Source organism: Limnohabitans sp. 2KL-51 (genome assembly GCF_003063645.1).
Taxonomy (GTDB): domain Bacteria; phylum Pseudomonadota; class Gammaproteobacteria; order Burkholderiales; family Burkholderiaceae_C; genus Limnohabitans_A.
In genome coordinates, this window is record NZ_NESJ01000002.1 from 65,366 (window position 1) to 88,724 (window position 23,359).

Consider the following 23,359-nt stretch of genomic DNA (forward strand, 5'->3'; position numbering starts at 1 on the left):
ATGGCCATGGACAACATTTTTGGCATTGCCGGCACGGCGCTCAACGCGCAGCTGACCCGCATGAACGCCACCGCCTCCAACCTGGCCAACGCAGGCACCGTGGCCACCACCGAGCAAGACGCTTTTCGCGCCAAACGCCCGGTGTTCAAGGCCTTGGTAGACGCGCAAATGACCCACAACGGCGCCCCTTATGTGGGTGGCGTGAAGATCGACCGCATGGCCGATGACACCGCACCGCCACGCCGCGTGTCCGACCCGAACAACCCCTTGGCCGACAAGGACGGTTACGTCTACCAGACCAACGTGAGCGAAGTCACCGAGATGGTCGAGATGATGGCCGCCGCACGCTCTTACCAAAACAACGTCGAAGTGATCAACACGGCGCGTCAACTGATGATGCGCACGCTGGACATCTCCAAGGCCTGACCTGAAAGCACCCCATGGCCACCCCTAACGTCGCATCCTCCAGCCTGCTCCAAAACGTCTCGCGCTACGAAGACGTCAAAGACGCAGCCAAGAAAACCAACGAGGACATGGGCAAGCAGGAATTCCTCACCTTGTTCACCGCGCAGTTGCAAAACCAGAACCCATTGGAGCCCGTCAAGAACGAAGCTTTTGTGGCCCAGCTCGCGCAGTTTTCGCAGCTCGAAGCACTGACCAACATGCAAGGCTCTCTGGACAATTTTGTGAAATCCTATTCGGGCGAACGCATGCTCGGCAGCGCCGCGCTGATCGGCAAAAAAGTCTCGGTGATCGACACCCCTACACAGCTGACGTCGGGCGGCGTCATCGATGGCAGCATCGACTTGCCCATGGGCGCCAGCCAAGTTCAACTCAGCGTGCACGACAGCCAAGGCCGCTTGGTGCAAGAGCTGGTGGCAGGCCCCCAGTTGCCGGGCACAGCCCCCGTTTCATGGAATGGCAAGGACGCCACCGACAAACCCGCGCCCAGTGGTCTGTACCGCTTGAGCGCCACAGCAACTGTCAACGGCAAGAGTGTCCCGGTCCCGGTCAGCACCTTGTCCACGGTCCGTGCGATCTCCAGCAATCCAGCCGATGGCAGCGTCAGCGTCGAAGTCGACGGTGGCAAAACCATGCTGCTGACCGACGTCAAGCGCGTGGGCAGTTAAGCCCATCAACGCCCCAACACATTCACACCCAACGCCTCACAGGAGCACTCCAGCATGTCTTTCTACACCTCGCTCACCGGACTGAACTCTGCCACCGCCCAATTGGCCGTCACCTCCAACAACATCGCCAACGTGGGCACCTCGGGCTTCAAGCGCTCAAGGGCCGACTTCGGCGACATTTTCTCGACATCGCCGCTGCAAAAATCGTCCAGCAACATTGGTCAGGGCGTCTCGCTCAAGCAGGTGAGCCAGGAATTCAGCCAGGGCAACATCTCGACCTCGGGCAACTCGCTCGATCTGGCCATCACGGGCGACGGTTTCTTCCCGCTCAAAACGCCCGATGGTCTGCAAGACATTTACACCCGCAACGGCTCCTTCACACTGAACGACCAAAACAACGTGGTCAACTCCACCGGGCAACGCCTGATGGCCGCATCGGTCGACTCGTCCGGCAAGGCCGACTTGACCGACCTGAACGCCCTGACCATCCCCCCCAAGACGTCAGGCGAAGCGGTTGAAACCACCCAAATCCAGCTCGGCCTGAACCTGCCGGCCGACTCGGTGGTGATCACGGCCGACTTTGACCGCACCAACCCCAGCACCTACAACAAGAGCACCGCCTTGACGGTGTACGACAGCGGTGGCAACGGCTACCTGGCCACGGTGTACTACGCCAAAACCCAAAACGCGAGCCAAGACCAAACGCCCCCCAGCTCCAAGTGGCAAACCTACTTTTTTGTGGGTGACACCCAAGTCAAACCGGCTTTGCAGCAAGCGACCGACAAAGTCGGTGGCACATTGTTTGTCAACAAGTATGGCGATGTCTTGCCCAAGAGCGACCCCCGTGTGGTCCCCAGCTCTGGCACCACCGAGATGTTTTCGCTGGACCAACTGACTGACGTGCGACGATCCTCCCCAGCCACGGCTGTTGGCAGCTCGCTGAGCACAACCAACTTCGTGAATGGCGCCTTGGTCGGCGCCACTACCGGCACCTTGAGTTTCAAGATCAAAGCCGATGCCCCCGTGGCCAATCAAACTGCCGCCGCGACCGATCAGACCATCACCTACACCCTGAAAGCTGGCGACCAAGACCCCGAAGTGTTGGCACGGAACCTTCAAATTGCCATCAACAACGTGCTCGGCTCATTGCCCGAAACACCGGCAACGCTGGGTTCAGCCCCTGGTGTGACACCCGTCGTCGAACCCACGCCAGCCATCCAAAATGCCCGTTTCGGCATCACCGTCGCTTTTGACCCTGACACCACCAAGTTCTCCATTGCCTCGGGCACCACAGGCGATGGCTCCAGCATCGTGGTCAGCGCCGCTGATGCCAAAGCCATCGCTTTATTGGGCCTGACCGACTCGCCTACCTTGACCGTGCCCTCATCCACCACCGAGGCTGTGCGCGGCAAGGTCAGTGAACCCGCAGTTTTGCGCGGTGAGACCATGACCATCAACACCACCAAAAGTATCAGCACCACATCGTCCAACAAAGACTTTTTTGTGTCGGTGGACGGCTATGCCTTCAAGACGGAACTGCCATTCCCCACCACCTACACCAACATCGACAGTTTTGCCAAGGCCCTGCAAGACAGCATCAACGGCAAAACCGACCCGGCCACAGGCCGCAAAGTCTCCGGTGTCGTGGTCAACTTCGACCCCAAGGCCAAACAATTCATTTTCACAACGGGCACCACCGGTGAAAACTCGGCCATCCAGGTGACCGGATCTGCCGACTGGGGATTGGCCAACACCGAAATGACATTTGGCTCCACCAGCGAGTGGAAAAAATTGACCCAATTCACAGAAAATGGCGCACTGCAATTTGTTAAAAATGGCATTCAAACCGAAGATGCCGCAGGGCTGTCTGAACAAACCGAATGGTGGCCTGTTTACTTGGACCGTGGCGAGCTCAGCTTCGACCTGACCGGTAAACCCATCTCGCCACTGGTGGGCATGCCCTTCGAAACCGCGTTCTTGGCAGGCGGCAAGGGTGCCCTGACCATGTCCATCGACTTCACCAAGTCCACCCAATACTCCAGCGCATTCGCGGTGCTCTCACAGTCGCAAGACGGTGCCCCTGAGGGCGAGTTGATGGGTCTGAACATCGGTGTGGACGGCCTGGTCAATGCGACTTACTCCAATGGCTCGCAAGTGTCCTTGGGCAAGATCGTGCTGGCCAACTTCTCCAGCCCTTCAGGTCTTCGCCAGGTGGGTGATGCCAGCTACTTGTCCTCGGCCATCTCGGGTGTCGCCAAAGTCGGCGAAGCCGGTTCTGCAGGTTTCGGTTCGATCCGCGCGGGTGCCACCGAGCGTGCCAACGTGGACTTGACGCAAGAGCTGGTGGACCTGATCACCGCGCAGCGTAACTTCCAGGCCAACGCCAAGGCCATTGAAACCAGCTCCACCATGACCAGCGCCATCATCAACATCCGCTCTTGATCCACTGAAAAAGCCACGACTGAACCCCAGAGAGCCGCACCATGGACCGCCTTGTCTTCACATCGAACGCCACCATCAAAGAGCAGTCCACGGCACGCCAGGTGCTGGTCAACGACCTGGCCAACGTGTCCACGGTGGGTTTCAAAAGCAGCTTCGACGTGGCCTTGCAATCGGTAAAAGTCGAGGGTGCGGGTTTTGAATCCCGCTTCCAGGCTCAAACCGTTTCGCGAGACTTGATTCGCATGGACCCCGGACCGGTCATGGCCACCGGCCGCCCGATGGACGTGGCCTTGGCAGGCACCGCTGTGCTGACGGTTCAGGCCCCCAATGGTGACCTGGCTTTCACGCGCAGGGGCGATCTGAAAGTGAACATTCAGGGGCAACTGGAAAACGGCTCTGGCCACTTGGTGCTGGGCGAAGCCGGCCCCATCACCATCCCACCGGGACTGACGGTCAACGTCAACCCGGACGGCAGCGTCTATGCACGCGACCCAGCGCAGGTCGGACCCGCCATAGACGTCTTGATCGACCGCTTGCGCTTACGCGACGTCAAAGGCGTGAGCCTGGGCCGACGTGAAGACGGTTTGTTCAAGGTGTCGGAAAAACCAGATGGCACAGACATTGCATTGGGAGAAAGCCTGCCCAAAGTGATTCCGCAAGCCCTGGAGGGCAGCAACGTCAGTGCCATTACGGCCATGACACGGTTGATCGATCACTCGCGCAGTTTTGAAACCCAGATTCGCATCATCAAGGAAATGAAAGGACTCGACGAGTCCGGCGCTTCCATGATGAAAGCCGCTTAACACCTGACAGGAGAGCCCCATGGATGCCTCAATGTGGATTGCCAAGACCGGCCTGGATGCGCAGCAAACGCGCATGTCGGTCATCTCGAACAACCTGGCCAACGTCAATACGACGGGCTTCAAGCGCGACCGCGCCACCTTCGAAGACATGCTCTACCAGAACCTGCGCCAACCCGGGGCCCAGGTGGGCGCCGACGCACAAGCCCCCACAGGCTTGATGCTGGGCACCGGCGTGCGGATTGTTGCCACCGAAAAAACCCACACCCAAGGCAGTTTGGTGACCACCAAAAATGCGCTGGACATGGCGGTGCAAGGTGATGGCTTTTTCCAAATCTCCCAGCCTGACGGCACGATTGCTTATTCGCGTGACGGCAGCTTCAAGCTCTCTGCCACCGGTCAGCTGGTCACCGCCAACGGCGCGCCTTTGCAGCCGGCCATCAACATCCCCCCCAACGTGGCCAGCATCTCGATCGGCCAGGATGGCACGGTGTCGGTAGAGACCGCAGCAGGCGGCGGCGCCCAGGTGCTGGGGCAGATTCAAATTGCCCGCTTTTCCAACCCTGCAGGCCTGCAAGCCATTGGCCAGAACATGCTCAAGGAAACGACGGCCAGTGGTGCACCCGTGGTCTCGCAGCCCGGCCAGACCGGCGCTGGTCAGTTGATGCAAGGGGCGCTGGAGGCGTCCAACGTGAACGTGGTGGAAGAAATGGTCAACATGATCGAGACCCAACGCGCTTACGAAATCAACTCCAAAGCCATCTCTGCCGTAGACGGCATGCTGCGCTTCCTGAACAACAACATGTAAGCCCGCCATGACAGCCCGCATTCATTTCATCACACGCGTTTCAGCCCTTGGCTTGCTGGCCCTGGGCCTTGGTGGTTGCGCAACCGCCCCCGAGCCTTTGGCGCATTCCCCCGAATTCGCGCCGGTCCTGCCCGTGGCCGTCGAAAAACCCCGCATGGCCACAGGTGCCATCTACAACGGGCGGCACAGCGACAACTTTTTTGGCCGTGGCCGCAACTACCGCGTGGGCGACCTGATCACGGTCATGCTTGACGAGTCGACCCGCGCCGGTCGCGAGCAAAAAGGCACCGTCTCGCGCGATTCTGAAAACAATGTCGTGCCCAGTGGCCTGGTGTCCAAAATCCAAAACCTGGCACTGCCCACCAAAATTCTGGGCACCACGCTCGGTGGCGTGCTCAATGGCGTCAACCTGAACGAAACGAGCATCAAAAGCAGCGGCGTGGGCACAGCAGGCCAAAGCGCCAGCCTGACAGGTGCGGTGTCGGTCACCGTGGTCGAGGTGCTGGCCAACGGCAACCTGATGGTGCGCGGCGAAAAACAACTGGCCCTGACGGAAGGTGCTGAGGTCATTCAGGTCAGCGGCATCATCCGCCCCGACGATGTGTCGCCCAACAACATGGTGCAGTCGCGCCGTCTGGCCAATGCCCAAATTGCCTACCGCGGAACCGGCGACATGGCGGCGGTGGCCAAAACGGGTTGGGGCACCAAGGCCTTGCTCAAGATCTGGCCCTTTTGATCGATTGACACCCCAAGAGACCTTTTATGAAATCCACCCTTCTTGCTTTGGTGTTGCTGCTCGGCCTGAACGCCAGCGCCTGGGCTGACCGCATCAAAGACCTGGCCAGCGTGGCCGCTGGCCGCACCAACCAACTCATTGGCTACGGCCTGGTGGTGGGCTTGCAAGGCACGGGGGATGGCTCGGATGTTTCCTTCACCGCGCAAAGCATGAAGTCCATGCTCAGCCGCATGGGCGTGAGCCTGGACGGCCCGCTGTCGGATTTCGAGCAAGGCACCACCGCCGGCAAGATCGACATCAAAAACGTGGCCGCGGTGATGGTGACGGCAGAGCTGCCCCCTTTCGCCAAGCCCGGCCAAAGAATTGACATCAACGTCTCGGCCATTGGCAAGGCCACCAACCTGCGCGGCGGCAACTTGCTGTTGACCAGCCTGCGCGGCGTGGACGGCGAGGTGTATGGCATCGCCCAGGGGGCGCTCACGGCCACGGGCATCGATGCCAACGCGGCCGGCTCCAAGGTCAGCATTGGTGTCCCCACCTCGGCCCGCGTACCCAACGGTGCCACGGTCGAGCGCATGGTTGAAACCCCTTTTGAAAGTTCAGACCATGTGGTCATGAACGTGCGTGAATCAGACTTCACCACCACCACGGCCATCGTGAACGCTGTCAACAAAAGTTTTGGCGAAGGCACAGCACGCGCCATCGACGGCATGTCCCTGGCCATCCGAGCCCCCACCGACATGTCGCAGCGCGTGGCCTTCATGAGCATGGTCGAAAATCTGGACGTGGTGCCCGGCGAGCCCCCTGCCCGCGTCGTGATCAACTCCCGAACCGGCACCGTGGTGATCAGCCGCAATGTGCGCGTGACGGCTGCGGCCGTGGCGCACGGCACCATCTCAGTCGCCATTTCCGCGACCAACGAAGTCTCGCAACCCAACCCTCTGGCCCAAGGCCAAACGGCTCCGGTGGAAAACGCCCAAATCGCTGTGAACGAACCCAAGAACCCGATGTTCTTGTTCCAGCCCGGCGTGGACCTGCGCCAGGTCGTGGATGCGGTCAACCAAGTGGGCGCCACGCCCTCGGCCCTGATCGCCATCCTTGAAGCCCTCAAAAGCACCGGCAGCCTGCGGGCCGAGCTGATCATCATCTGAGCGGCTTAGACCCGTCTGAGAACTGAACCACCCAACCGCCATGAACGACATCAGCTCTTCCGGTTCATATCTGGACTTCAACGCCCTGGCGCAGTTGAAGGGCGATGCCGCACGCGACCCCAGCAAAGCGGTACGCAAGACCGCCGAACAATTCGAGGCTTACTTCATCCAGCAAATGATGAAGACGATGCGTGACTCGATTGAAAAAAGCGATCTGGTCGAAGGCGGCAACATGGAGATGTACCAGGACCTGATGGACAAGGAAGTGTCTCTCAGCATGGCCAAGCGCGGCGGCATGGGTTTGGCCGACATGATGGAACGCCAGATGAACCAGGTCCAAGCCATGAGCACGCAAGACGCGCTGCGCCAGCGCCAGCCGATCAGCCTGAGCGCACCCGCCCTGCCCCTGAATCCAGCACGCGAACCCCTGCCCATCAAGCCAGCGGCCGCTGAGGCCTACCGCCTGGAGCGCACCAGCGGCTTCAAGCTCGGAGATAAGCCATGAGCGACTTGCTCAGTATTGGCAGCTCGGGCGTCACGGCATACCAACGGGCGCTGTCCACGGTGTCCAACAACATTGCCAACGTCAACACCGACGGCTACACACGCCAAGACGTTTCCCTGACCGCCAACCAGCCACGTCAGATCGGCAACAGTTATCTCGGCACCGGCACACGCTTTGATTCAGTCCAGCGCCAATACGACGCCTTTGTGGAGTCCAACCTGCGCAACAGCAACAGCGACCTGGAAAGCCAAAAGCCCCTGCTGTCTTACGTCAACCGCCTGATCGACGTGATGGGCGATGAAAGCATCGGCCTGACCACGGCGATGAACCTGTTTTTTGAATCGGCACGCGACCTGGCCACCGACCCGGCTTCTGTGGTCTCTCGCAGCATCTTTTTACGCGATGCCGATGGCTTGGCAGCACGGTTTCGCCAGTTGGCAGGTCAGTTTGAACTGCTCGAAAACGAAACCCGCCAATCGGTAGAAACCAATGTCGGCCAGGTCAATGCATTGACCGGTCAACTCGCCTTGATGAACAAGCAACTGGCGAAACACGGCGCCGTCGCCAATCAACCTTCTGAACTGCTGGACCAACGCGACCTGTTGCTGCGCGAACTCTCCAGCCTGGTGGCCATCAAGACAAAATTTGAACCCAACGGCGCGGTCATCGTCAGTGTGGGTGACACCCTGGACCAGGGTATTTTGGTCAACCAAATCAACTCGCGTGCGATCAACGCATTGGAGTCCAGTATCGATCCAGGAAAACTCGATTTTGTCATTGATGCTTATGGCATTCCTGAATCGATGCCGGGCATCAGCAGCGGCAAGATCGGTGGTGTGATGAGTTTTCGTGACCAAGTGCTCAAACCAGCAAGCGCCGCGCTGGATGACCTTGCCGCCACCATGACCCAACAAATCAACATGGTTCACCGCGACGGCGTCGACGCCGAAGGCCAACTGGGGGGTGATTTGTTTGGCTTTAGCGCAGGTCTGTCAGGCCAATCTGCTGGCATGAACTTGCTGATCAAAGATGCCAACCGTGTTGCCGCGGCGGGACAGTTCCGTGTCATCGACTCCCCACTGAACAGCGGCACCGCACAAGCCCGCATCGCTTACAAGGCCCCTTCTTTTGAAGGACCGACCTCTATGCTGGGCGATCTGGCATTGGCCCAGATTCCGCAGACCGCAACGGTCAGCGTGAACATGAGCGTAGGCCAGCCTTTTGCCAGCCTGGGCCTGATTGGTGTAGGCATGCAAGACTTGTCGTTGACACTAAACAACCCGGGTCAGGGACAATCTTTCCAAGTCCTGACACGCGATGGTCGTCACTTGCTGGGAACCACGCTGACCAGCCAAGAGCAATCCTTGTTGGTCCAAGAAACCAACGGCATGGAAGCGAATGCCACCTACAGCGACAGCGGACTCAACGCCGCCTTTAGCGCAACCGACAGCCCCACCTACCTCGACATGGACATCTTCATGGGTGCCAAAGCTGAGGTGCGGCTGGAACAACAATTCAACCCAGACACAGGCGACCTGCTGGCCCCTAAAAAGCTGTCAGCGGTACTGCAAGGCTCTGATTTTTCGGGTTTTGCAGGCCCCATTGCAGCCAACACCTTCACGCTCAATGGCCACGCCCTGCCTGCGCTCAGCATGACGGGCACGCTCGGACTCAGCGACATCGTCTCTTGGCTCAATGCCGAAAGCAGCGACACCGGCGTGACCGCCAGCGCGGTGGCAGGCCAATTGGTCCTGAGCCGCCCAAGCACCAACACCACCGATGACATTCGCCTGGGCATGGGCAGTGCAGGCACGCCCCAAAGTCTGAAAAATCTTGGCTTTGATACCCGCATCTCGATCACGGGTGCCGCAGCCGATGACCTGCTGGTGTTTGTCACTGACCGCAGCGGCGCGGCCAGCACAGCGCTTGTGACCGCTCAGTTTGCGGGCATCGAAGGTGACATGAAGCAGGCCCTTCGCGAGGGGCCTACCACCGTGCAATTCATCACTGGCACCACCTACCAAATTGTGGACAACACCACACAAACGGTGCTGGCTGAGCGCGAATTGCAGATAGACCCCAACTCAGCGACCCAGAGCGTGAGCTACCGCGGCCTGAGACTTGAATTTTCGACTGCGCCCAAAGCTGGCGATCAATTCATCATCGACGGCAACCGAGACGGCATTGGCAACAACGAAACCATGCTGCAACTGGTGTCACTCGAAGACCAACGCCTGATGCCTGGTGGACTGACCATCACCGAGGCCTATATTGAACGCGTGAACCAGGTGGGCAATGTGGCCCGTCAGGCCGCCATTTCAGAGCAAGCTTTAGAGGTGGTGTACCAGCAGGCTCAAGAAGCCCGAGACAGCATTTCGGGCGTGAGCTTGGACGAAGAAGCCTCGGCGCTGGTGCGTTTTCAACAGGCCTACCAAGCCAATGCCAAGGTCATGCAAACCGCCATGTCCTTGTTTGAGAGCATTCTGCAAATACGCTGAGAGCCAAGTCCATGAAAATCTCCACCTCATTCATGTTTGACCGCGCCACCACGCGCATGAGCAATATCCAGAACAAACTGGCCACCACTCAAGCCCAACTTGCCGTGGGAAAACAAATTTTGTCACCCAGTGCAGCCCCTGATCAAGCGGCCGCCATTCAACGCCTTAAAGGTGAGATACAGCGACAAGACAGCCATATTCGAACGCTGGATGTTGCCATGCGACGCTACACCGCAGAAGAAACCGCCCTTTCTTCGTCTAATGACCTTTTGATACGCATGAAAGAGCTCGGCATTCAGGCCGCCAATGACACTTTGGGCCCTGACGACCGCAAAGCCATTGGTGTCGAAATGAAAGCGCTGCGCGACCAACTCCTGAGTCTTGGCAACACCCGCGACGACAGCGGAAACTATTTGTTTTCGGGCACCAGGGTCAATACCCCTGCGTTTGCTGAAAATAGCAGCGGGGATGTGGTCTATCAAGGTGACCAGACCCAGACCCGCATTCCAGCAGGCGTTGAGCGTACTGTTCAATTCACCCGTTCTGGCACCGATGTTTTCAGCCGTGTACTGCGAAGCGACGGACAAAGTGTGGAGTTTTTCAACGCCTTGGATCAGATGATCGAAGGCATGAACAACAACGACACAAACCCTATTGAGCAAGGCATTGCCGACCTCAATCAGATGCACAACAATTTAACCTTGTCTCAATCACAAAACGGATCTGAACAAATCGTGGTGCAGTCGCAGCGCGATGTTTTGGACGAAACGGTGTTGCGCCTCAAATCAACCTTGTCGGAAATTGAAGACTTGGATTACACAGAAGCCGTGACGCGCATGAACAAGGAAATGATGGGATTGGAAGCAGCGATGGGCAGCTTTGCAAAGATTTCAGGATTAACCCTTTTTGATTACATCAGAAGCTGATAGACCGTCGATTACAGTTTTTATCTCTCGCACCGAATCTGAACCGAATCACCTCGTTAGAGAACCTGCACCATGGCCACCAGCAACATCATCAACACACTCGGCGCAGGCTCTGGTATTGATACCAAAACCTTGGCCAAAGATTTGATGGAAGCCACGCGTGAACCGCGAAAAGCCATTATTGAAGGGAAAATCAGCAAGTCAGAGGCGCGTATTTCAGGCTACTCGGTCATCAAATATTCACTGGGCGAACTCAAAACCGCATTTGAAGGTCTCAATGATTTGAGTGACTTTGCCTCTTTACAAACAGCCAACACACAAACTTCAGCTTTGAGCACCGTGGCCAGCCCCACAGCCGCAGCCGGAAGCTATCAAGTGGCCGTGACTCAAGTCGCGCAGGCCCAGCGCACCGCCAGCAATGGCCTTGCAACCAGCACCACCGCGCTCAACGCTGGCAGCAGTTTCTTTCTGGCCTTGTCCATCAACGGCGCTACCAGCACATCCATCGAGGTCGAAGAAGACACACCAGCAGGCGTGGTTTCTGCCATCAATGCAGCCGAAGCCGGTGTCACCGCCCAGCTCATTCAAACCAGTGGTTCAACGCCGTGGCGAATCGTGATCACAGGGGGTGAAGGTACAAGCAATGCCTTCACGCTGGCGACCGTTGACGCCGATGGAACCGCATTAGATTTAAACCTTGGTTTAAGTGCCACCGACAACCAATTGCAAGAGGCTAAAAACGCCCTATTGACCGTCAACGGCCTGTCCATTGAGCGCAGCAGCAACAGCGTGAGTGACGTGGTCAGTGGTGTCACTTTTAATATAGCGACCGTGACCACAGGCAATGCCCGCATCGATCTGACGCGTGACACCACGGGCATCACCTCGAAAGTTGAAAACCTGGTCACCGCCTACAAAAACTTTGAAGAAAACCTGCTGATCTTGAGCGATCGTGACAGTGAAGTTGAGGAATTTGGGGGAGCCCTTGCGGGTGACACCTTGGTTCAAAACATTCGCACCCAAGTTCGCACCATGCTCACTGCGGCATCCAGCACACCGGGCACAGAAGCCGCAGCACCACGGGATGTGGGCTTGAGCTTCGACCGCTACGGGGCTTTGCAACTGGACAAAGACAAACTGTTGTCGAAATTGGAAACCAATTTTGACGATGTGGCCAAGATGTTCAGTGCCAACACCAACAACAAGAGCGTTTTCAGCACAGTGCCTGGCGGTGTCGCTGGCGATGCCGTCAGCAAGCTCGACAAGATGATGCGAAGCACGGGATCCATTGCACTGCAAACCAACAATGCCACCAAACAGGTCGACCGTTTCAAGGCGGACTTGGTGCGTTTAGAGGACCAGATGAAAAAATTGCTGGACCGCTACACCCGTCAGTTCGGCGCCATGGAATCGATTGTGGGCAGCAGCATCAGCATGAGAGAAAGCCTCAAAGGAACTTTTGAAGGCCTTGCTAATTTCTATAAGAATTAAGACCGTATCCAATATTTTCAACAAAAGCGGCTAAAGTTTGCCGCTTTTGCGTCGACTCATCTGAACGACAGGCTCATTTCGGGCCATACCGTGAAGGAGTCCATCATGAATATCGGTGACATAAGCGCTCAGGCGAACAAAGCTGGCAGTGCGCCCAGCAAAGCTGTTGCACCCACGGTAAGCAACACGACAGAACCCAATTTGGAGCCGGTGAAAGCGGTGGCCATTTCCAAGGTCGAACTGAAGGCCCCTGAAAAAGTGGACTTGGGCTACAACGCTGAAGACTTGCGCAAAAGCATCAAACAAGCCGTTGAAAACCTGAACCAACAGCTCAAGGACAACGGCCGTGATTTGAGTTTCCAAATGGACGAAACAATCAACCGTCCCATCATCACCGTCCGCAACCTCCAGACCGGTGAAGTCGTTCGGCAAATTCCGAACGAAGAGGTGGTTCGCATGGCGCACAGCATTGAAGAAGGCAAGGGATTGCTCTTCAATGAATATCTGTAAACAGCTCTCAATTTCTCACAATTTTTGCTGATTCAACTCAAGTTGTTGACCCACTATCCGATTCATTGAACAACAGCATGTCACAACATGTTGTCCAACGTTAAGGCAGGCGCACCCTCGGGATAACCTGCCGTCCATTTGTGATCTGCCTTAAAGGAGAAATCTCATGTCAGTTATCAACACCAACGTCAAAGCTTTGACCGCGCAGAAAGCCATTCAAGAAAACAGCCGGGCCTTGACCACGGCCATGGAGCGTTTGTCATCTGGCAAGCGCATCAACAGCGCCAAAGACGACGCAGCAGGCCTGGCCATTTCCACCCGTATGGAATCCCAGACTCGTGGCCTGAACATGGCCATCCGCAACGCCAACGACGGCATCTCTTTGATGCAAACTGGTGAAGGCGCCATGAACGAAGTCACCGACATCTTGCAGCGCATGCGTGAATTGGCCGTGCAATCGGTCAACGGCACCAACAACGATTCCGACCGAGTCGCTTTGAATGACGAAGTTACGCAGCTCAAGGCTGAAATTGAACGCATTGCCACCACCACCGAATTCAACAGCCAAAAACTGCTGGACGGTTCATACAAGGGCAGACTTTTGCAAATTGGCGACAAGGCGGATCAAACGCTGAAGGTTGACATCGGCTCTTTGAAGCTCAAGGACCTGGGCATGGGAAGCCCTGCGGGCGCAGCAGATGCCATCGTGGGTGGGCGTATGTCTATCGCCGCGGTTGGTGCGGGTGATATTTTGATCAACGATCAGAAATTCGACGCCATCGCCGCGACCGATGACTTGGAAGACATCATCACCAACATCAACACCAACGTGGACAACGTGACGGCCAGTGGCTTCAACGTGGTGGTGGCCAAAAATATCGGCGACGGTGTCACAACAGACGGTCAGCTCGATATCACCGTCAGAGCCTTGGGTGCCAGTGCCGACACTGTTTACTCCATCTCTGCCTCGGAAAATATGGACGAGTTGGTCGCCAACATCAACGCCGAAGCCGGGGCGGTGGTTCAAGCCAGTGTCAACGATGAGGGCAAGCTGGTTTTGAGCAACACCACTGGCGCATCCATTACTGTGACAGACGCTTCCGCATCTGCAACAACTTACGATGGTGGTTCTGGATTCTTGGCCGAAGCGACTACTTTCAAGGGTTTCTTGAAATTGGAATCTGACGATGGCAATCCAGTCCGCATCGCCATGGGTGATGGTGGCACGATTGCTGATTTGCAAACCTTGGGTTTCCGTCCAACGACCTCTGATGTGGGCAGCGCCAATGACGCTTACTCGGTCACAGGGGACGCGTTAACAACCGCTGGTGTTACCACGGCATGGGGCGCATCCGATATCAAGATCAACGGAACGGCCATTTACAGTTCTGAAATTGATACAGCCTCGTTCCAAGGTAAACTGGATGCGATCAACAATTTCTCTGCCGATACGGGTGTGATAGCTTCCGCCTACATTGATCAAAGTATTACGATGACTGATGCGCAAGTCATAGCTATGTCAGTAACTGCAACCCTTTCTTTTAATGGAACAACCGTTTTCACAGGGGTTGCAACCGCATCTGTCACCGATGTCATCACAGCAATCAACGCTCAAACAACCAAAACGGGTATTACTGCAGAAAGAACGACGGCCGGCTTACGGTTGACGGGCGCAAACGTTCAAACATTGACTGTTGGAGGTACAACAGCAGTTGCTGGCGTGACAGGTTTTTCAACTGGCACCACTTACGCCTCTATCCGTTTGGACTCTGCTTCAAACAGCCCCTTCAGCATTGAACTGGGTGATGACTCAACAGTTGCCGAACACGGATTCTTGGAGGCCAACGTAGGGGCAGCCGACCACCAAGTCAATGGTGCAACCATGGGCACCGCAGGTAGCAACTTGTCAGGCCTGAGCATCGCTTCTGCACCCTCTGCATCCGCGGCATTGGGTACCATCGACAAGGCCATCGGCACTGTCAGCGATATGCGCAGCAAACTGGGTGCGATGCAAAACCGATTGAACAGCACGGTCGACAACTTGAGCAATGTGGTCACCAACACAGAAGCAGCACGCAGCCGTATCCAGGATACCGACTACGCCACAGAAACCACTGCATTGGCCAAATCACAGATTATTCAGCAAGCTGCAACCGCCATGTTGGCCCAGGCCAACCAGCAGCCACAGTCTGTATTGTCTTTGCTGCAGTAATTCAGCAACAGGGGGATTGGAGGCATCGATCCCTTCAAGTCCTTCTGGCTCTCTCAAAAGCCTGGCACCCACAAGGTGCCAGGCTTTTTTTGGTCTGGAAATTGCTAGTATGGGTAATTGCCAACAGGTTTATCGATGAAATCCAAAATACCCAACCCCAAAACCAATCCAGCCCTAAAGCTGGCCGACGCGCAGTGTCAAAAAGCCGTCCAACTTCTCAACAAACAAAAATACCATGAGGCTTTCGAGATTTTGGACGCAATTTTGAAACGGCAACCTGAGCATCGGCTCGCCAAACGCAGCAAACCCGTGGCGCTTTTCCACATGGGCCAACAACATGAAGCCGCCAAGTTGTTCCATCAATTGCATGAACAAGACCACGAGGATTTGGTCATCCTTAAACACTGTGGGATTGCCTACACAGCAATCGGTGCTTTTGACCTGGCCATTCGATTTTTGAGCCGTTACGTGAAGTCCAATCCCAACGACTTTGATGCATGGACGAGCTTGTCAGCGGCTGCTGGAAAGTCGCAGAAATATGTGGAGTCGATGATGTATGCGACCAAAGCACTCTCTTTGGAACCCACCAACCCAGTCGCCTACAACAACTTGGGCGCCACATTGTTGGGTGTCAACAAACTGGAAGAGGGTGAACAGGCTTTTGAAACAGCGCTGGTGCTCGATAAAAACAACGTGGACGCGCTGTCCAATTTAGCGACACTGGCTCAACAGCGGGGCGATGATGAGGCCGCTGTCGTTTTGTTCAACAATTTGTTGGCCAACTTGGACCCCAACACGACATTTGCAAAAGAGGTGTTGTACCGCTCAAGCTTTAGTCACCTGTCAACTGGCCGCCTTAGGGAAGGTTGGCGCAGGTATGACTACGGATTTTTGCCGACAGATTTGGCCAGTCGTACCCCCAAGCGTCACTTTCAATTGCCCCAGTGGCGTGGAGAGCCTCTGGACGATAAGCGCCTTCTAATTTGGGCGGAGCAAGGCCTGGGTGATGAGCTCTGGCTTTTTGGCCTCATGAATGAAGCCTTAGAGCATTGTCAGAACGTCGTTATGGAGTGCGAGCCAAGGCTGGTGAGCCTGATGTCGCGATCATTTCCGAAAGTCAAGGTCAGAGCGACTAATTTGAACCCAATGATGGCGAAAGGGTCGCAAGACTTTGATGTACACATCCCTGTTGGTTCATTGTTGGGGTTGTTTCGCAACAACATTGAAGACTTGCAAAAATTCAAACCCTATCTTCAAGTCGATGCAGATTTGGTGAGTGATTTTTCTGAACGGTTAAGTCCATTCAAAGGGAAAAAACTTCTTGGATTGTGCTGGCGCAGCGGCATGCTGAGCGCAAACCGCAACACACATTACTTGTCAATAGATGAACTGACGCCACTCTTGGGACTGGAGGACTGCGTATTTGTCAACCTTCAGTACGGTGATTGCGAAGAGGAGTTGCGTCGCGTTGAACAGCAACTTGGCATTTCAATTGTGCGCTGGGATGACGTTGACTTGAAAAATGATCAAGAAAGCGTTGCTGCCATCATCAGTTGTTTAGATGCTGTGGTTTCGGCGGGAACAGCGGTTGCTCAAATGGCCATTGCTGTTGGTCAAAAAACAATCCTGTTTGGACTTAAGGACTGGGTTTATTTGGGACAAACCAATTATCCATGGGCCAATGACGTACGTTCATTTCCACCAGATTTTGGAAAGCCATTAACCTCCATAGTTCCAAAAATTGTTGATGAAATAAAGTTTATTTGATATTAAAATTACTTGATTTAGATTAACTTGCCCACAGGATCCAAGAATGAACAGCAACCTTAGCCTATACGACGACTTTCTGGCCAGCACAGGTCCGGATCGCCTTCAAAAGATTTTAGCGAGGCATGAACTTTTCCGCATGGTGCAAGATGTCCCGGGAGACATCGTCGAATGCGGCGTTTTCAAAGGGTCGGGTATTTACACTTGGGCAAAACTTATGCGGCTGTTCAGGCCACACAATGAGACCCGAATTGTGGGTTTCGATTTTTTTGAAACTGATCGAGCAATGGATTTTCGGTTCCAGGCTGATAAGGACTGTCTGGACGAGCATGAAACGCGGTGGACCCCACAGAATGTGATTTTGGAAAATTGCCGTGCATGGGGATTCGACAAATTGGACCTCATTGCGGGTAATGTTGTACAGACCACCAAGGCATACGTCCATGACAATCTCGGCTCTCGAGTTTCGTTGCTGTACATCGACGTGGATAACTACGAGGGTGCCCTGGCCTGTCTGCAAAACCTCTACCCGATCGTTAGCCCTGGCGGACTTGTGGTGTTTGACGAGTATGCATTGCGCAACTATGGCGAATCAAATGCAGTAGATGAGTTCTTTAAGGGTAAAAACTTGCGCCTACGTTCCATTCCTTGGGCGAACACGCCAAGTGCTTACATGATCAAAGAATCATTCTGATGCAACAGACAGTAGGCTCTTATGACCAAACCATGCAGGCTTTGGTATTTGCCGAGCGTGGTGCCTACGGTGACCTCTCTTACATGCCTGTTTTTCGGGCATCAGCGCTCTTTTACGCATTCGCCGACAAGGACGCCACCACCCGCATCGCTTTCTTGAATTATTGGCGCGAGAAAAACCACAACCACGATGTCGGGGTTTTGGTCACTGTGCGCGACCATAAAGGCATCAAGTGCGCGCGCACTTTCAGTCAATTGTCCGAGATGACATATGACTTTGATCTTCGCCTGCTGCTTGGAAACGATCAAGCGTTCCAAGGCAGCATTGAGATTGAAGCCTTCTCCTCGCAGGATCTCAAATTTCAATTCCCGGGCCTCAGCGTCTTTTACGAGACTTCGCGCGGCGTAAGCTATGTACATGCAAGCCAGCGAATCTACAACGACGCCGAGGACCGTGCGCGAGGTGTTGCCCTAAACCCTTGGCAGACAGGGTTCAGGCTTGACGCGGCTGAGCATGACCCTTTCATCTTCATTGTTAACGGGCCAGTACCTTTCCCTGGAGGCGAAGTCGACTTCGTAGCGGTACGCGAGGACGGTCTGGAATTGGCGCGAAAGCTAACACTGCAACCGCTGCCAGCTTACGCTACGTTGGACATTAGAACGGCTGGCATTGAAGGTGTGCATCAATTTCTCGGTGACAAGCTGGGGATGTGCAAGATTGATCTGCCGCTGGACAACGTACACCTGCGCCTTGTGGCTGGAAACGCCTTGAAGGACAAAAGCTGGCTGTCGGTGACGCACAGCTATTTCGACGCAACCGAGCATTCTGACTATTTCGACACATCGGGACTGGATCCTTCGGTCTACCCTGCGTTTGTTCCATTTGTCTTGCCAGAGGAACTTGACGTTGATTTGGTGCTTTATCCAATCTACGCGCGATCAACAATTGAACTCCGTTTGCAGGGTTATGGCACGGAAGGGAATCTGCGCTTTGAAATCAACCTCGGCGAATGGCGAACGCCAGAGGGCGGTATGCGCCACCTCAAGATACGCAAACTGGTCCGTGATCAAGGCATTGACGATTCACCAGGCTTGTACGTTTTGCAATTGCGCGCAAAGAATCATCAATTGCCAGCGCGCATTACTTATGGTCTCGACTTTCATGCAGGGGACTCGCTAGGGACCAACATCAGCTCCTCTGCATATTTGGCCAAGACCTGGGGATCGGGTCGCAGAACTTGGAAGTGGGGGCCGGTCGTGGCCCAGACAGGCGGACGAAATCTGATTATGGTTACCGCGTTTAGCAAGATACGTGAAGAGTTTTTAGAGCGCAAGGCAACGTTAACCTTTTATGCTCAACATGGTCCCGTTGCTCAAAAGACATTAGATCTGCGAGGAAACGCTGCGCTGACGCTGGTTGCCGAAGACCTGATGGCAGCAGGAGGGTATGCCCCATCAGACGGTGACATTCTCTGGTACGTCTTGCGGTCTGACCATGCCACACTTGATGTGAACCAAGTTTGTATCAGTGCCGATGGCTTGGTGGGTGGAGATCACTCTTTCTAAAGATTGACCGCATCGCATGCGTGTGACAACGATATCCTTGTCCAGATCGCCCTACACGCTCTTTGAGATCAGTAACTCATTTTTGACTGGCGTTCCAAATGAGACATCAGATTTAACAACAGCACCAACAACAAGTTCAACCATCTTTGGTGGCAAACCGTTGCCAGGCCTCACACTCCTTACACAATCAGCAGTGATGAGATCTCCCGCCTTCATGTCCTTCACAAAATACAGCGATCGCCGAAATTTGACATTGCCCTGCTCGCTTGATTTGCGGCCGTAATCGACACGGCCCAAGGCCTGCCAGGCTGTTTTGGCTCCGAAGCACAAAGCGGCCAGTTCTGCAGGCTCCAACGAAAAGCTGTCATCTGGCCCGCCACCATTTCTGTCCAGGGTGAAATGCTTTTCGATGATGCTCGCGCCCATGGCCACACTGGTGATGGCGGTGGTGTTGTCCAGGGTATGGTCTGACAACCCGGTGACCAAGCCAAATCGCTGGATCATGTCGGGGATGGTGCGCAGGTTGTAGTCTTGCGCCGGTGCGGGGTAGCCGCTGACGCAGTGCAAGATCGCCAACTCTTTGCAGCCGCCTTCGCGCGCGGCGTCAATGGCTTCTTGAATCTCTTCGGCGTCGGCCATGCCAGTTGAGATGATCATAGGCTTGCAAGTGCGGGCCGCGTATTTGATCAGAGGCAAGTCAATGGCCTCAAAAGAAGCGATCTTATAAGCAGGTGCGTTCAGGTCTTCTAGCAAATCAATGGCGGTGTTGTCGAAGGGCGAGCTGAACAGGGTGATGCCAACTTTACGCGCATGCTCAAACAACGGCTTGTGCCATTCCCAAGGCATGTGGGCTTCTTCGTACAGTTCGTACAGCGTTCGTCCATCCCACAAGCCACCACGAATCTTGAAGTCTTCGCTGTCGCAGTTGAGGGTGATGGTATCGGGCGTGTAGGTTTGCAGCTTGGCGGCATCTGCCCCGGCCTTTTTGGCTTCTTCGATGATGCGCATCGCGGTTTCGAGTTTGCCATTGTGGTTGGCCGAAACCTCTGCAATCACGTAAGGGGCGTGATCTGGCCCAATGGGGCGACCTTCAATTTGAATGTGTTTCATGGTTAGGTCCCTTGTGTATGGGCTTGCCATTCATGGGCAAGCAGGCCAAAGCAAATGAGTGTTTGGTATTGCTCGTTCATGCGCTTTTGGTCGCGCAGCACACCCTCGCGTTTGAAGCCCAATCGTTCATGGAATCGGATCGAGGCTTGGTTGGTGTCAATAGCTTGACCACACACTTTGTGCAGTTTCAATTGGCCAAATGCATGTTCAAGGGCTGATGCGCCTAGCTTACTGCCCGTGCCTTTTGCTGCTTCAGGCCGTGCGTAGAAGCCCCAATCTGCAACCCCACCAGGCTCCACATTGCTGAACTGCACATAGCCAATCGGGCTGCCCTGCTCTTGCACGATGAGCAAACGTCGGGCGTTGTCTTGCACAGCCCTCATGAACCACTGGGTGTGTTCTGCCAGGCTGATTTCGTGGTGGGTGAACATGTAGCGGCGAACTTCGGGGTGGTTGCGCCACGCCAGGACCATGGGCAAATCGTCCTCGATCATGCTGCGAATCAGAAGGTTTTCAGTCATGCAGTCGTTCCGTGAGCATCGCCGCAACGATGCGTTGGACGCCAAGACCGTCAGTCACTGCAGCTGCAGCCAAGGACCAGCTTTTGAGTTGCACACTGGCTCCGCTTTGCATGTGCTTTTCAAATACTTGCGATATGTTGTGGTCGTTGCTAACGGCCAGTGCAGCGCCTGCTTTCTCTAAAGCTTGGGCACTCGGCAGTTGATTGTCTGCAAGAACCAACAGCAATGTGGGCAAGCCCATGCAGCATCTCTCCCAAGATGTGCTGCCTGCTGCCCCAATGCACAAATCGCTGTCTGACATGAGTTGCGCCATTGCGTTCACACCCTCCAACACTTGCGTTGGCCTAGGCATTCTCGAGGCTTGTTGTTGGACATCTGCCAAGAAGGGTGCGTGCGGCCCCATGACCACAGAGATGCTCAAATCTGCGGGCAAGTGGCAAGCGGTCAGCGCTTGCAGTACTTGGCCAGTGGCGTTGTCTTTGTCCACGCCGCCCATAGTGACGAGCAAGTGCTTAAGCTGCGGCTGTGTGCGCCGGGCCAGGCTTTGGCTGCGCAGTTGGGCAAACTCTGGGCGCAGCAGTGCGTATTGCGGACCGATGTATGTGGCAGTTTGGGGCTTGAGCAGACCGCCATAGTCTTGGGCACTGCGGCCCAGGTTTTGGTCCAGCAGCACGTCGCAGTCGTGCTGGCGATCGGCCAGGTCGTCTATGACCATGAGGTTTTGGCAATGGGGGCGAAGGGTCTGTTCCCAGCGGCGGTCCAAAGCGTAGTGGTCTACCACCAGCCAATCAACGGTGTCGTTGACCAATGCCTCGCGGGTTTGCTGTGCGTCTGTTTGCCAGTCAGTACCTAACCATTCTGAATGGACTGGGTCGGCGGGCATGTGGTGAGTTGTTGTCCCGTCATTGGGCAAGGCAACGGCATGGTGTCCGCGTTGGGCAATCATTTCCAGCCAATGACCGCTGTGTGGGCGGCAGATGAAGCTGCAGCGTGCGCTCCGCGCGTGCAGGGCATCTGCCAGCGTGAGGCAGCGCATGACGTGGCCTGTGCCGATTTGTATCGATGCGTCAACGCGAAAAAAAATACGCATATCAAGCAACAAAAGGCTGACGAACCGGGATACCAGTTGCCGCCAAAGCCTGTTTAGCACCCGCTGGCGTTTGTTCGGTGAAATGGAAAATGCTGGCTGCAGCAACCGCCGATGCGCCCGCCTCTTTCACGGCTTGCACCATGTGTTGGTAGTTGCCCGCTCCGCCAGAGGCAATCACGGGAATGTTGACCGCTTTAACCACTGCCTCAATCAGGTTGAGGTCATAGCCTTGCATGGTGCCATCCTTGTCAATCGAGGTGATGAGGATTTCACCGGCACCGCGGTCCTGCAATTCACGTACCCAATCAACGACGTCTTTGCCTGTAGCTTGCAGGCCCGCATGACTGAAGCATTTCCAAGAGCCGTCTTGAAATCGGACGTCCACACTGGCCACGACGCACTGGACCCCGTAGCGGTTTGCAATTTCATTGATGAAATTGGGGCGCGCGTAAGCGGCAGTATTCACAGCAACTTTGTCGGCCCCGGCTCGGAGCAGTCGTTGAACTTGATCGATGTGTGTGACACCACCGCCGACGGTCAAAGGCACGAAACAGTCTTGTCCAAATTCTGCAATCGATTCGAAATCCGGAGCATCTGGAGACAAGTGGGCAACGATATCCAATAAAACCAGCTCATCCACCTCGCGCTGGTTGTAGACCTTCACAGCGGGTAACACAGGCCCCACTCGGCGCCAGCTGTCAAAAGCAATGCCTTTGACCAAACCAAATTGCTTCCAAAGGAGGGTCGGAATGACTCGCACCTTCAACATGTTGGCCCCTCGATGAAATTTTTCAGAATTTTAAAACCGGCTTTTGAACTTTTTTCGGGATGGAACTGTGTGCCCCACACATGACCTCGGCGCACGGCTGCCGTGACTGTCGGGCCGTAGTCGGTCGTGGCGATCACGTCGGCCACGTTTTGAGCTTGGAATGCGTAGCTGTGAACAAAGTAAAAGTCGGTCTCAGCGGGTATGCCGTTGAACAAGGAATCTTTGGTGTGGCCACAACTCACGGCATTCCAACCCGCGTGCGGCACCCGAAGTTGACAACCCAAGGCGGCGAGGTGTTTTACCTGCCCGGGTACAAAACCCAAACCAGTAACAGGCTCGCCATTGACGGCCCCCTCCGTGCTGCTGTCGGCCAACAATTGCATGCCCACACAAACACCCAAAAGCGGCCTGTTGTAACCAAGCACCTCTTCTTTGAGCGCAGCGATCCAGTGCCCTGCCTCCAGCATGCGGACACAATCTGCAAAATTACCAACGCCAGGCAATATAAGACAATCGGTAGCGTGCATATCAGACGTGCGGTTGACCAACACGGGGGAGACACGCAGCACTTCCAAAGCCCGCACCACAGATCCCAAATTACCCACACCGTAATCGATGACGCCGACTCTCATGA

21 protein-coding genes are annotated in these 23,359 nt (G+C 55.4%); 16 read left to right on the plus strand and 5 right to left on the minus strand.

All coding sequences use genetic code 11. The features are described 5' to 3' along the window. The 16 genes from flgC to B9Z49_RS02045 all read left to right on the plus strand — a co-directional run bounded on the left by flgC (position 1) and on the right by B9Z49_RS02045 (position 19,235). A complete protein-coding gene (flgC, locus tag B9Z49_RS01970) occupies positions 1–426 on the plus strand; it encodes a flagellar basal body rod protein FlgC (protein ID WP_108351774.1) in 426 nt (141 codons plus the stop codon). Positions 427–440: 14 nt separating this feature from the next. Continuing rightward, positions 441–1,130: a flagellar hook assembly protein FlgD gene (locus B9Z49_RS01975; RefSeq protein WP_108351775.1), complete on the plus strand. Its 690-nt coding sequence runs from the start codon at positions 441–443 to the stop codon at positions 1,128–1,130. A 54-nt stretch (positions 1,131–1,184) separates the two neighbouring features. Then, positions 1,185–3,572, plus strand: coding sequence for a flagellar hook-basal body complex protein (locus B9Z49_RS01980; protein ID WP_108351776.1), 2,388 nt, complete (start codon positions 1,185–1,187; stop codon positions 3,570–3,572). Between the two features lie 41 nt (positions 3,573–3,613). Beyond that, on the plus strand, positions 3,614–4,375 hold the full coding sequence (locus B9Z49_RS01985; protein WP_108351777.1) for a flagellar basal body rod protein FlgF: 762 nt from the start codon (positions 3,614–3,616) through the stop codon (positions 4,373–4,375). Between the two features lie 19 nt (positions 4,376–4,394). Next, a complete protein-coding gene (gene flgG, locus B9Z49_RS01990; RefSeq protein WP_199224960.1) occupies positions 4,395–5,180 on the plus strand; it encodes a flagellar basal-body rod protein FlgG in 786 nt (261 codons plus the stop codon). A gap of 7 nt (positions 5,181–5,187) precedes the next feature. Then, complete coding sequence (locus B9Z49_RS01995; protein ID WP_108351778.1) at positions 5,188–5,916, plus strand: flagellar basal body L-ring protein FlgH; 729 nt, start codon at positions 5,188–5,190, stop codon at positions 5,914–5,916. A 26-nt stretch (positions 5,917–5,942) separates the two neighbouring features. Next, positions 5,943–7,067 (plus strand): flagellar basal body P-ring protein FlgI, encoded by a 1,125-nt coding sequence (locus B9Z49_RS02000; protein WP_108351779.1) that lies wholly within the window; start codon positions 5,943–5,945, stop codon positions 7,065–7,067. 40 nt (positions 7,068–7,107) lie between these two features. After that, positions 7,108–7,572: a rod-binding protein gene (locus B9Z49_RS02005; protein WP_108351780.1), complete on the plus strand. Its 465-nt coding sequence runs from the start codon at positions 7,108–7,110 to the stop codon at positions 7,570–7,572. After that, a complete protein-coding gene (gene flgK / locus B9Z49_RS02010) occupies positions 7,569–10,070 on the plus strand; it encodes a flagellar hook-associated protein FlgK (protein ID WP_108351781.1) in 2,502 nt (833 codons plus the stop codon). The genes B9Z49_RS02005 and flgK overlap by 4 nt, the downstream gene beginning before the upstream one ends. A gap of 11 nt (positions 10,071–10,081) precedes the next feature. Continuing rightward, the gene (flgL, locus tag B9Z49_RS02015; RefSeq protein WP_108351782.1) at positions 10,082–10,996 is read left to right on the plus strand and encodes a flagellar hook-associated protein FlgL; all 915 of its coding nucleotides are present in this window, start codon (positions 10,082–10,084) and stop codon (positions 10,994–10,996) included. Between the two features lie 72 nt (positions 10,997–11,068). Further along, positions 11,069–12,487, plus strand: a complete 1,419-nt coding sequence (gene fliD, locus B9Z49_RS02020; RefSeq protein WP_108351783.1) for a flagellar filament capping protein FliD — start codon at positions 11,069–11,071, stop codon at positions 12,485–12,487. Positions 12,488–12,592: 105 nt separating this feature from the next. Then, positions 12,593–12,997: a flagellar protein FlaG gene (locus B9Z49_RS02025; protein ID WP_108351784.1), complete on the plus strand. Its 405-nt coding sequence runs from the start codon at positions 12,593–12,595 to the stop codon at positions 12,995–12,997. Positions 12,998–13,163: 166 nt separating this feature from the next. Then, positions 13,164–15,209, plus strand: a complete 2,046-nt coding sequence (locus tag B9Z49_RS02030; RefSeq protein ID WP_108351785.1) for a flagellin — start codon at positions 13,164–13,166, stop codon at positions 15,207–15,209. Between the two features lie 135 nt (positions 15,210–15,344). Continuing rightward, positions 15,345–16,976, plus strand: a complete 1,632-nt coding sequence (locus tag B9Z49_RS02035) for a tetratricopeptide repeat protein (RefSeq protein ID WP_108351786.1) — start codon at positions 15,345–15,347, stop codon at positions 16,974–16,976. Positions 16,977–17,022: 46 nt separating this feature from the next. Then, positions 17,023–17,670 carry a TylF/MycF/NovP-related O-methyltransferase gene (locus B9Z49_RS02040; RefSeq protein WP_108351787.1) on the plus strand — a complete coding sequence of 216 codons (648 nt, stop codon included), beginning with the start codon at positions 17,023–17,025 and terminating at the stop codon, positions 17,668–17,670. Then, positions 17,670–19,235, plus strand: a complete 1,566-nt coding sequence (locus B9Z49_RS02045; RefSeq protein WP_108351788.1) for a hypothetical protein — start codon at positions 17,670–17,672, stop codon at positions 19,233–19,235. The genes B9Z49_RS02040 and B9Z49_RS02045 overlap by 1 nt, the downstream gene beginning before the upstream one ends. Before the next feature lie 51 nt (positions 19,236–19,286). On the opposite strand, the gene pseI is transcribed toward B9Z49_RS02045, so the two are convergent. From pseI to hisH, 5 genes are read right to left on the minus strand one after another with little or no spacing between them, the layout of a single operon-like run. Beyond that, complete coding sequence (gene pseI, locus B9Z49_RS02050) at positions 19,287–20,345, minus strand: pseudaminic acid synthase (RefSeq protein WP_108351789.1); 1,059 nt, start codon at positions 20,343–20,345, stop codon at positions 19,287–19,289. Positions 20,346–20,347: 2 nt separating this feature from the next. Continuing rightward, positions 20,348–20,866: a UDP-4-amino-4,6-dideoxy-N-acetyl-beta-L-altrosamine N-acetyltransferase gene (gene pseH, locus B9Z49_RS02055; RefSeq protein ID WP_233254472.1), complete on the minus strand. Its 519-nt coding sequence runs from the start codon at positions 20,864–20,866 to the stop codon at positions 20,348–20,350. Continuing rightward, positions 20,859–21,956, minus strand: coding sequence for a UDP-2,4-diacetamido-2,4,6-trideoxy-beta-L-altropyranose hydrolase (gene pseG / locus B9Z49_RS02060; RefSeq protein WP_108351790.1), 1,098 nt, complete (start codon positions 21,954–21,956; stop codon positions 20,859–20,861). The genes pseH and pseG overlap by 8 nt, the downstream gene beginning before the upstream one ends. A 1-nt stretch (position 21,957) precedes the next feature. After that, positions 21,958–22,725 (minus strand): imidazole glycerol phosphate synthase subunit HisF, encoded by a 768-nt coding sequence (gene hisF, locus B9Z49_RS02065; RefSeq protein ID WP_108351791.1) that lies wholly within the window; start codon positions 22,723–22,725, stop codon positions 21,958–21,960. Further along, on the minus strand, positions 22,719–23,357 hold the full coding sequence (gene hisH / locus B9Z49_RS02070; RefSeq protein ID WP_108351792.1) for an imidazole glycerol phosphate synthase subunit HisH: 639 nt from the start codon (positions 23,355–23,357) through the stop codon (positions 22,719–22,721). Before hisH ends, hisF begins: the two co-directional genes overlap by 7 nt. Between the last annotated feature and the right edge of the window lie 2 nt (positions 23,358–23,359).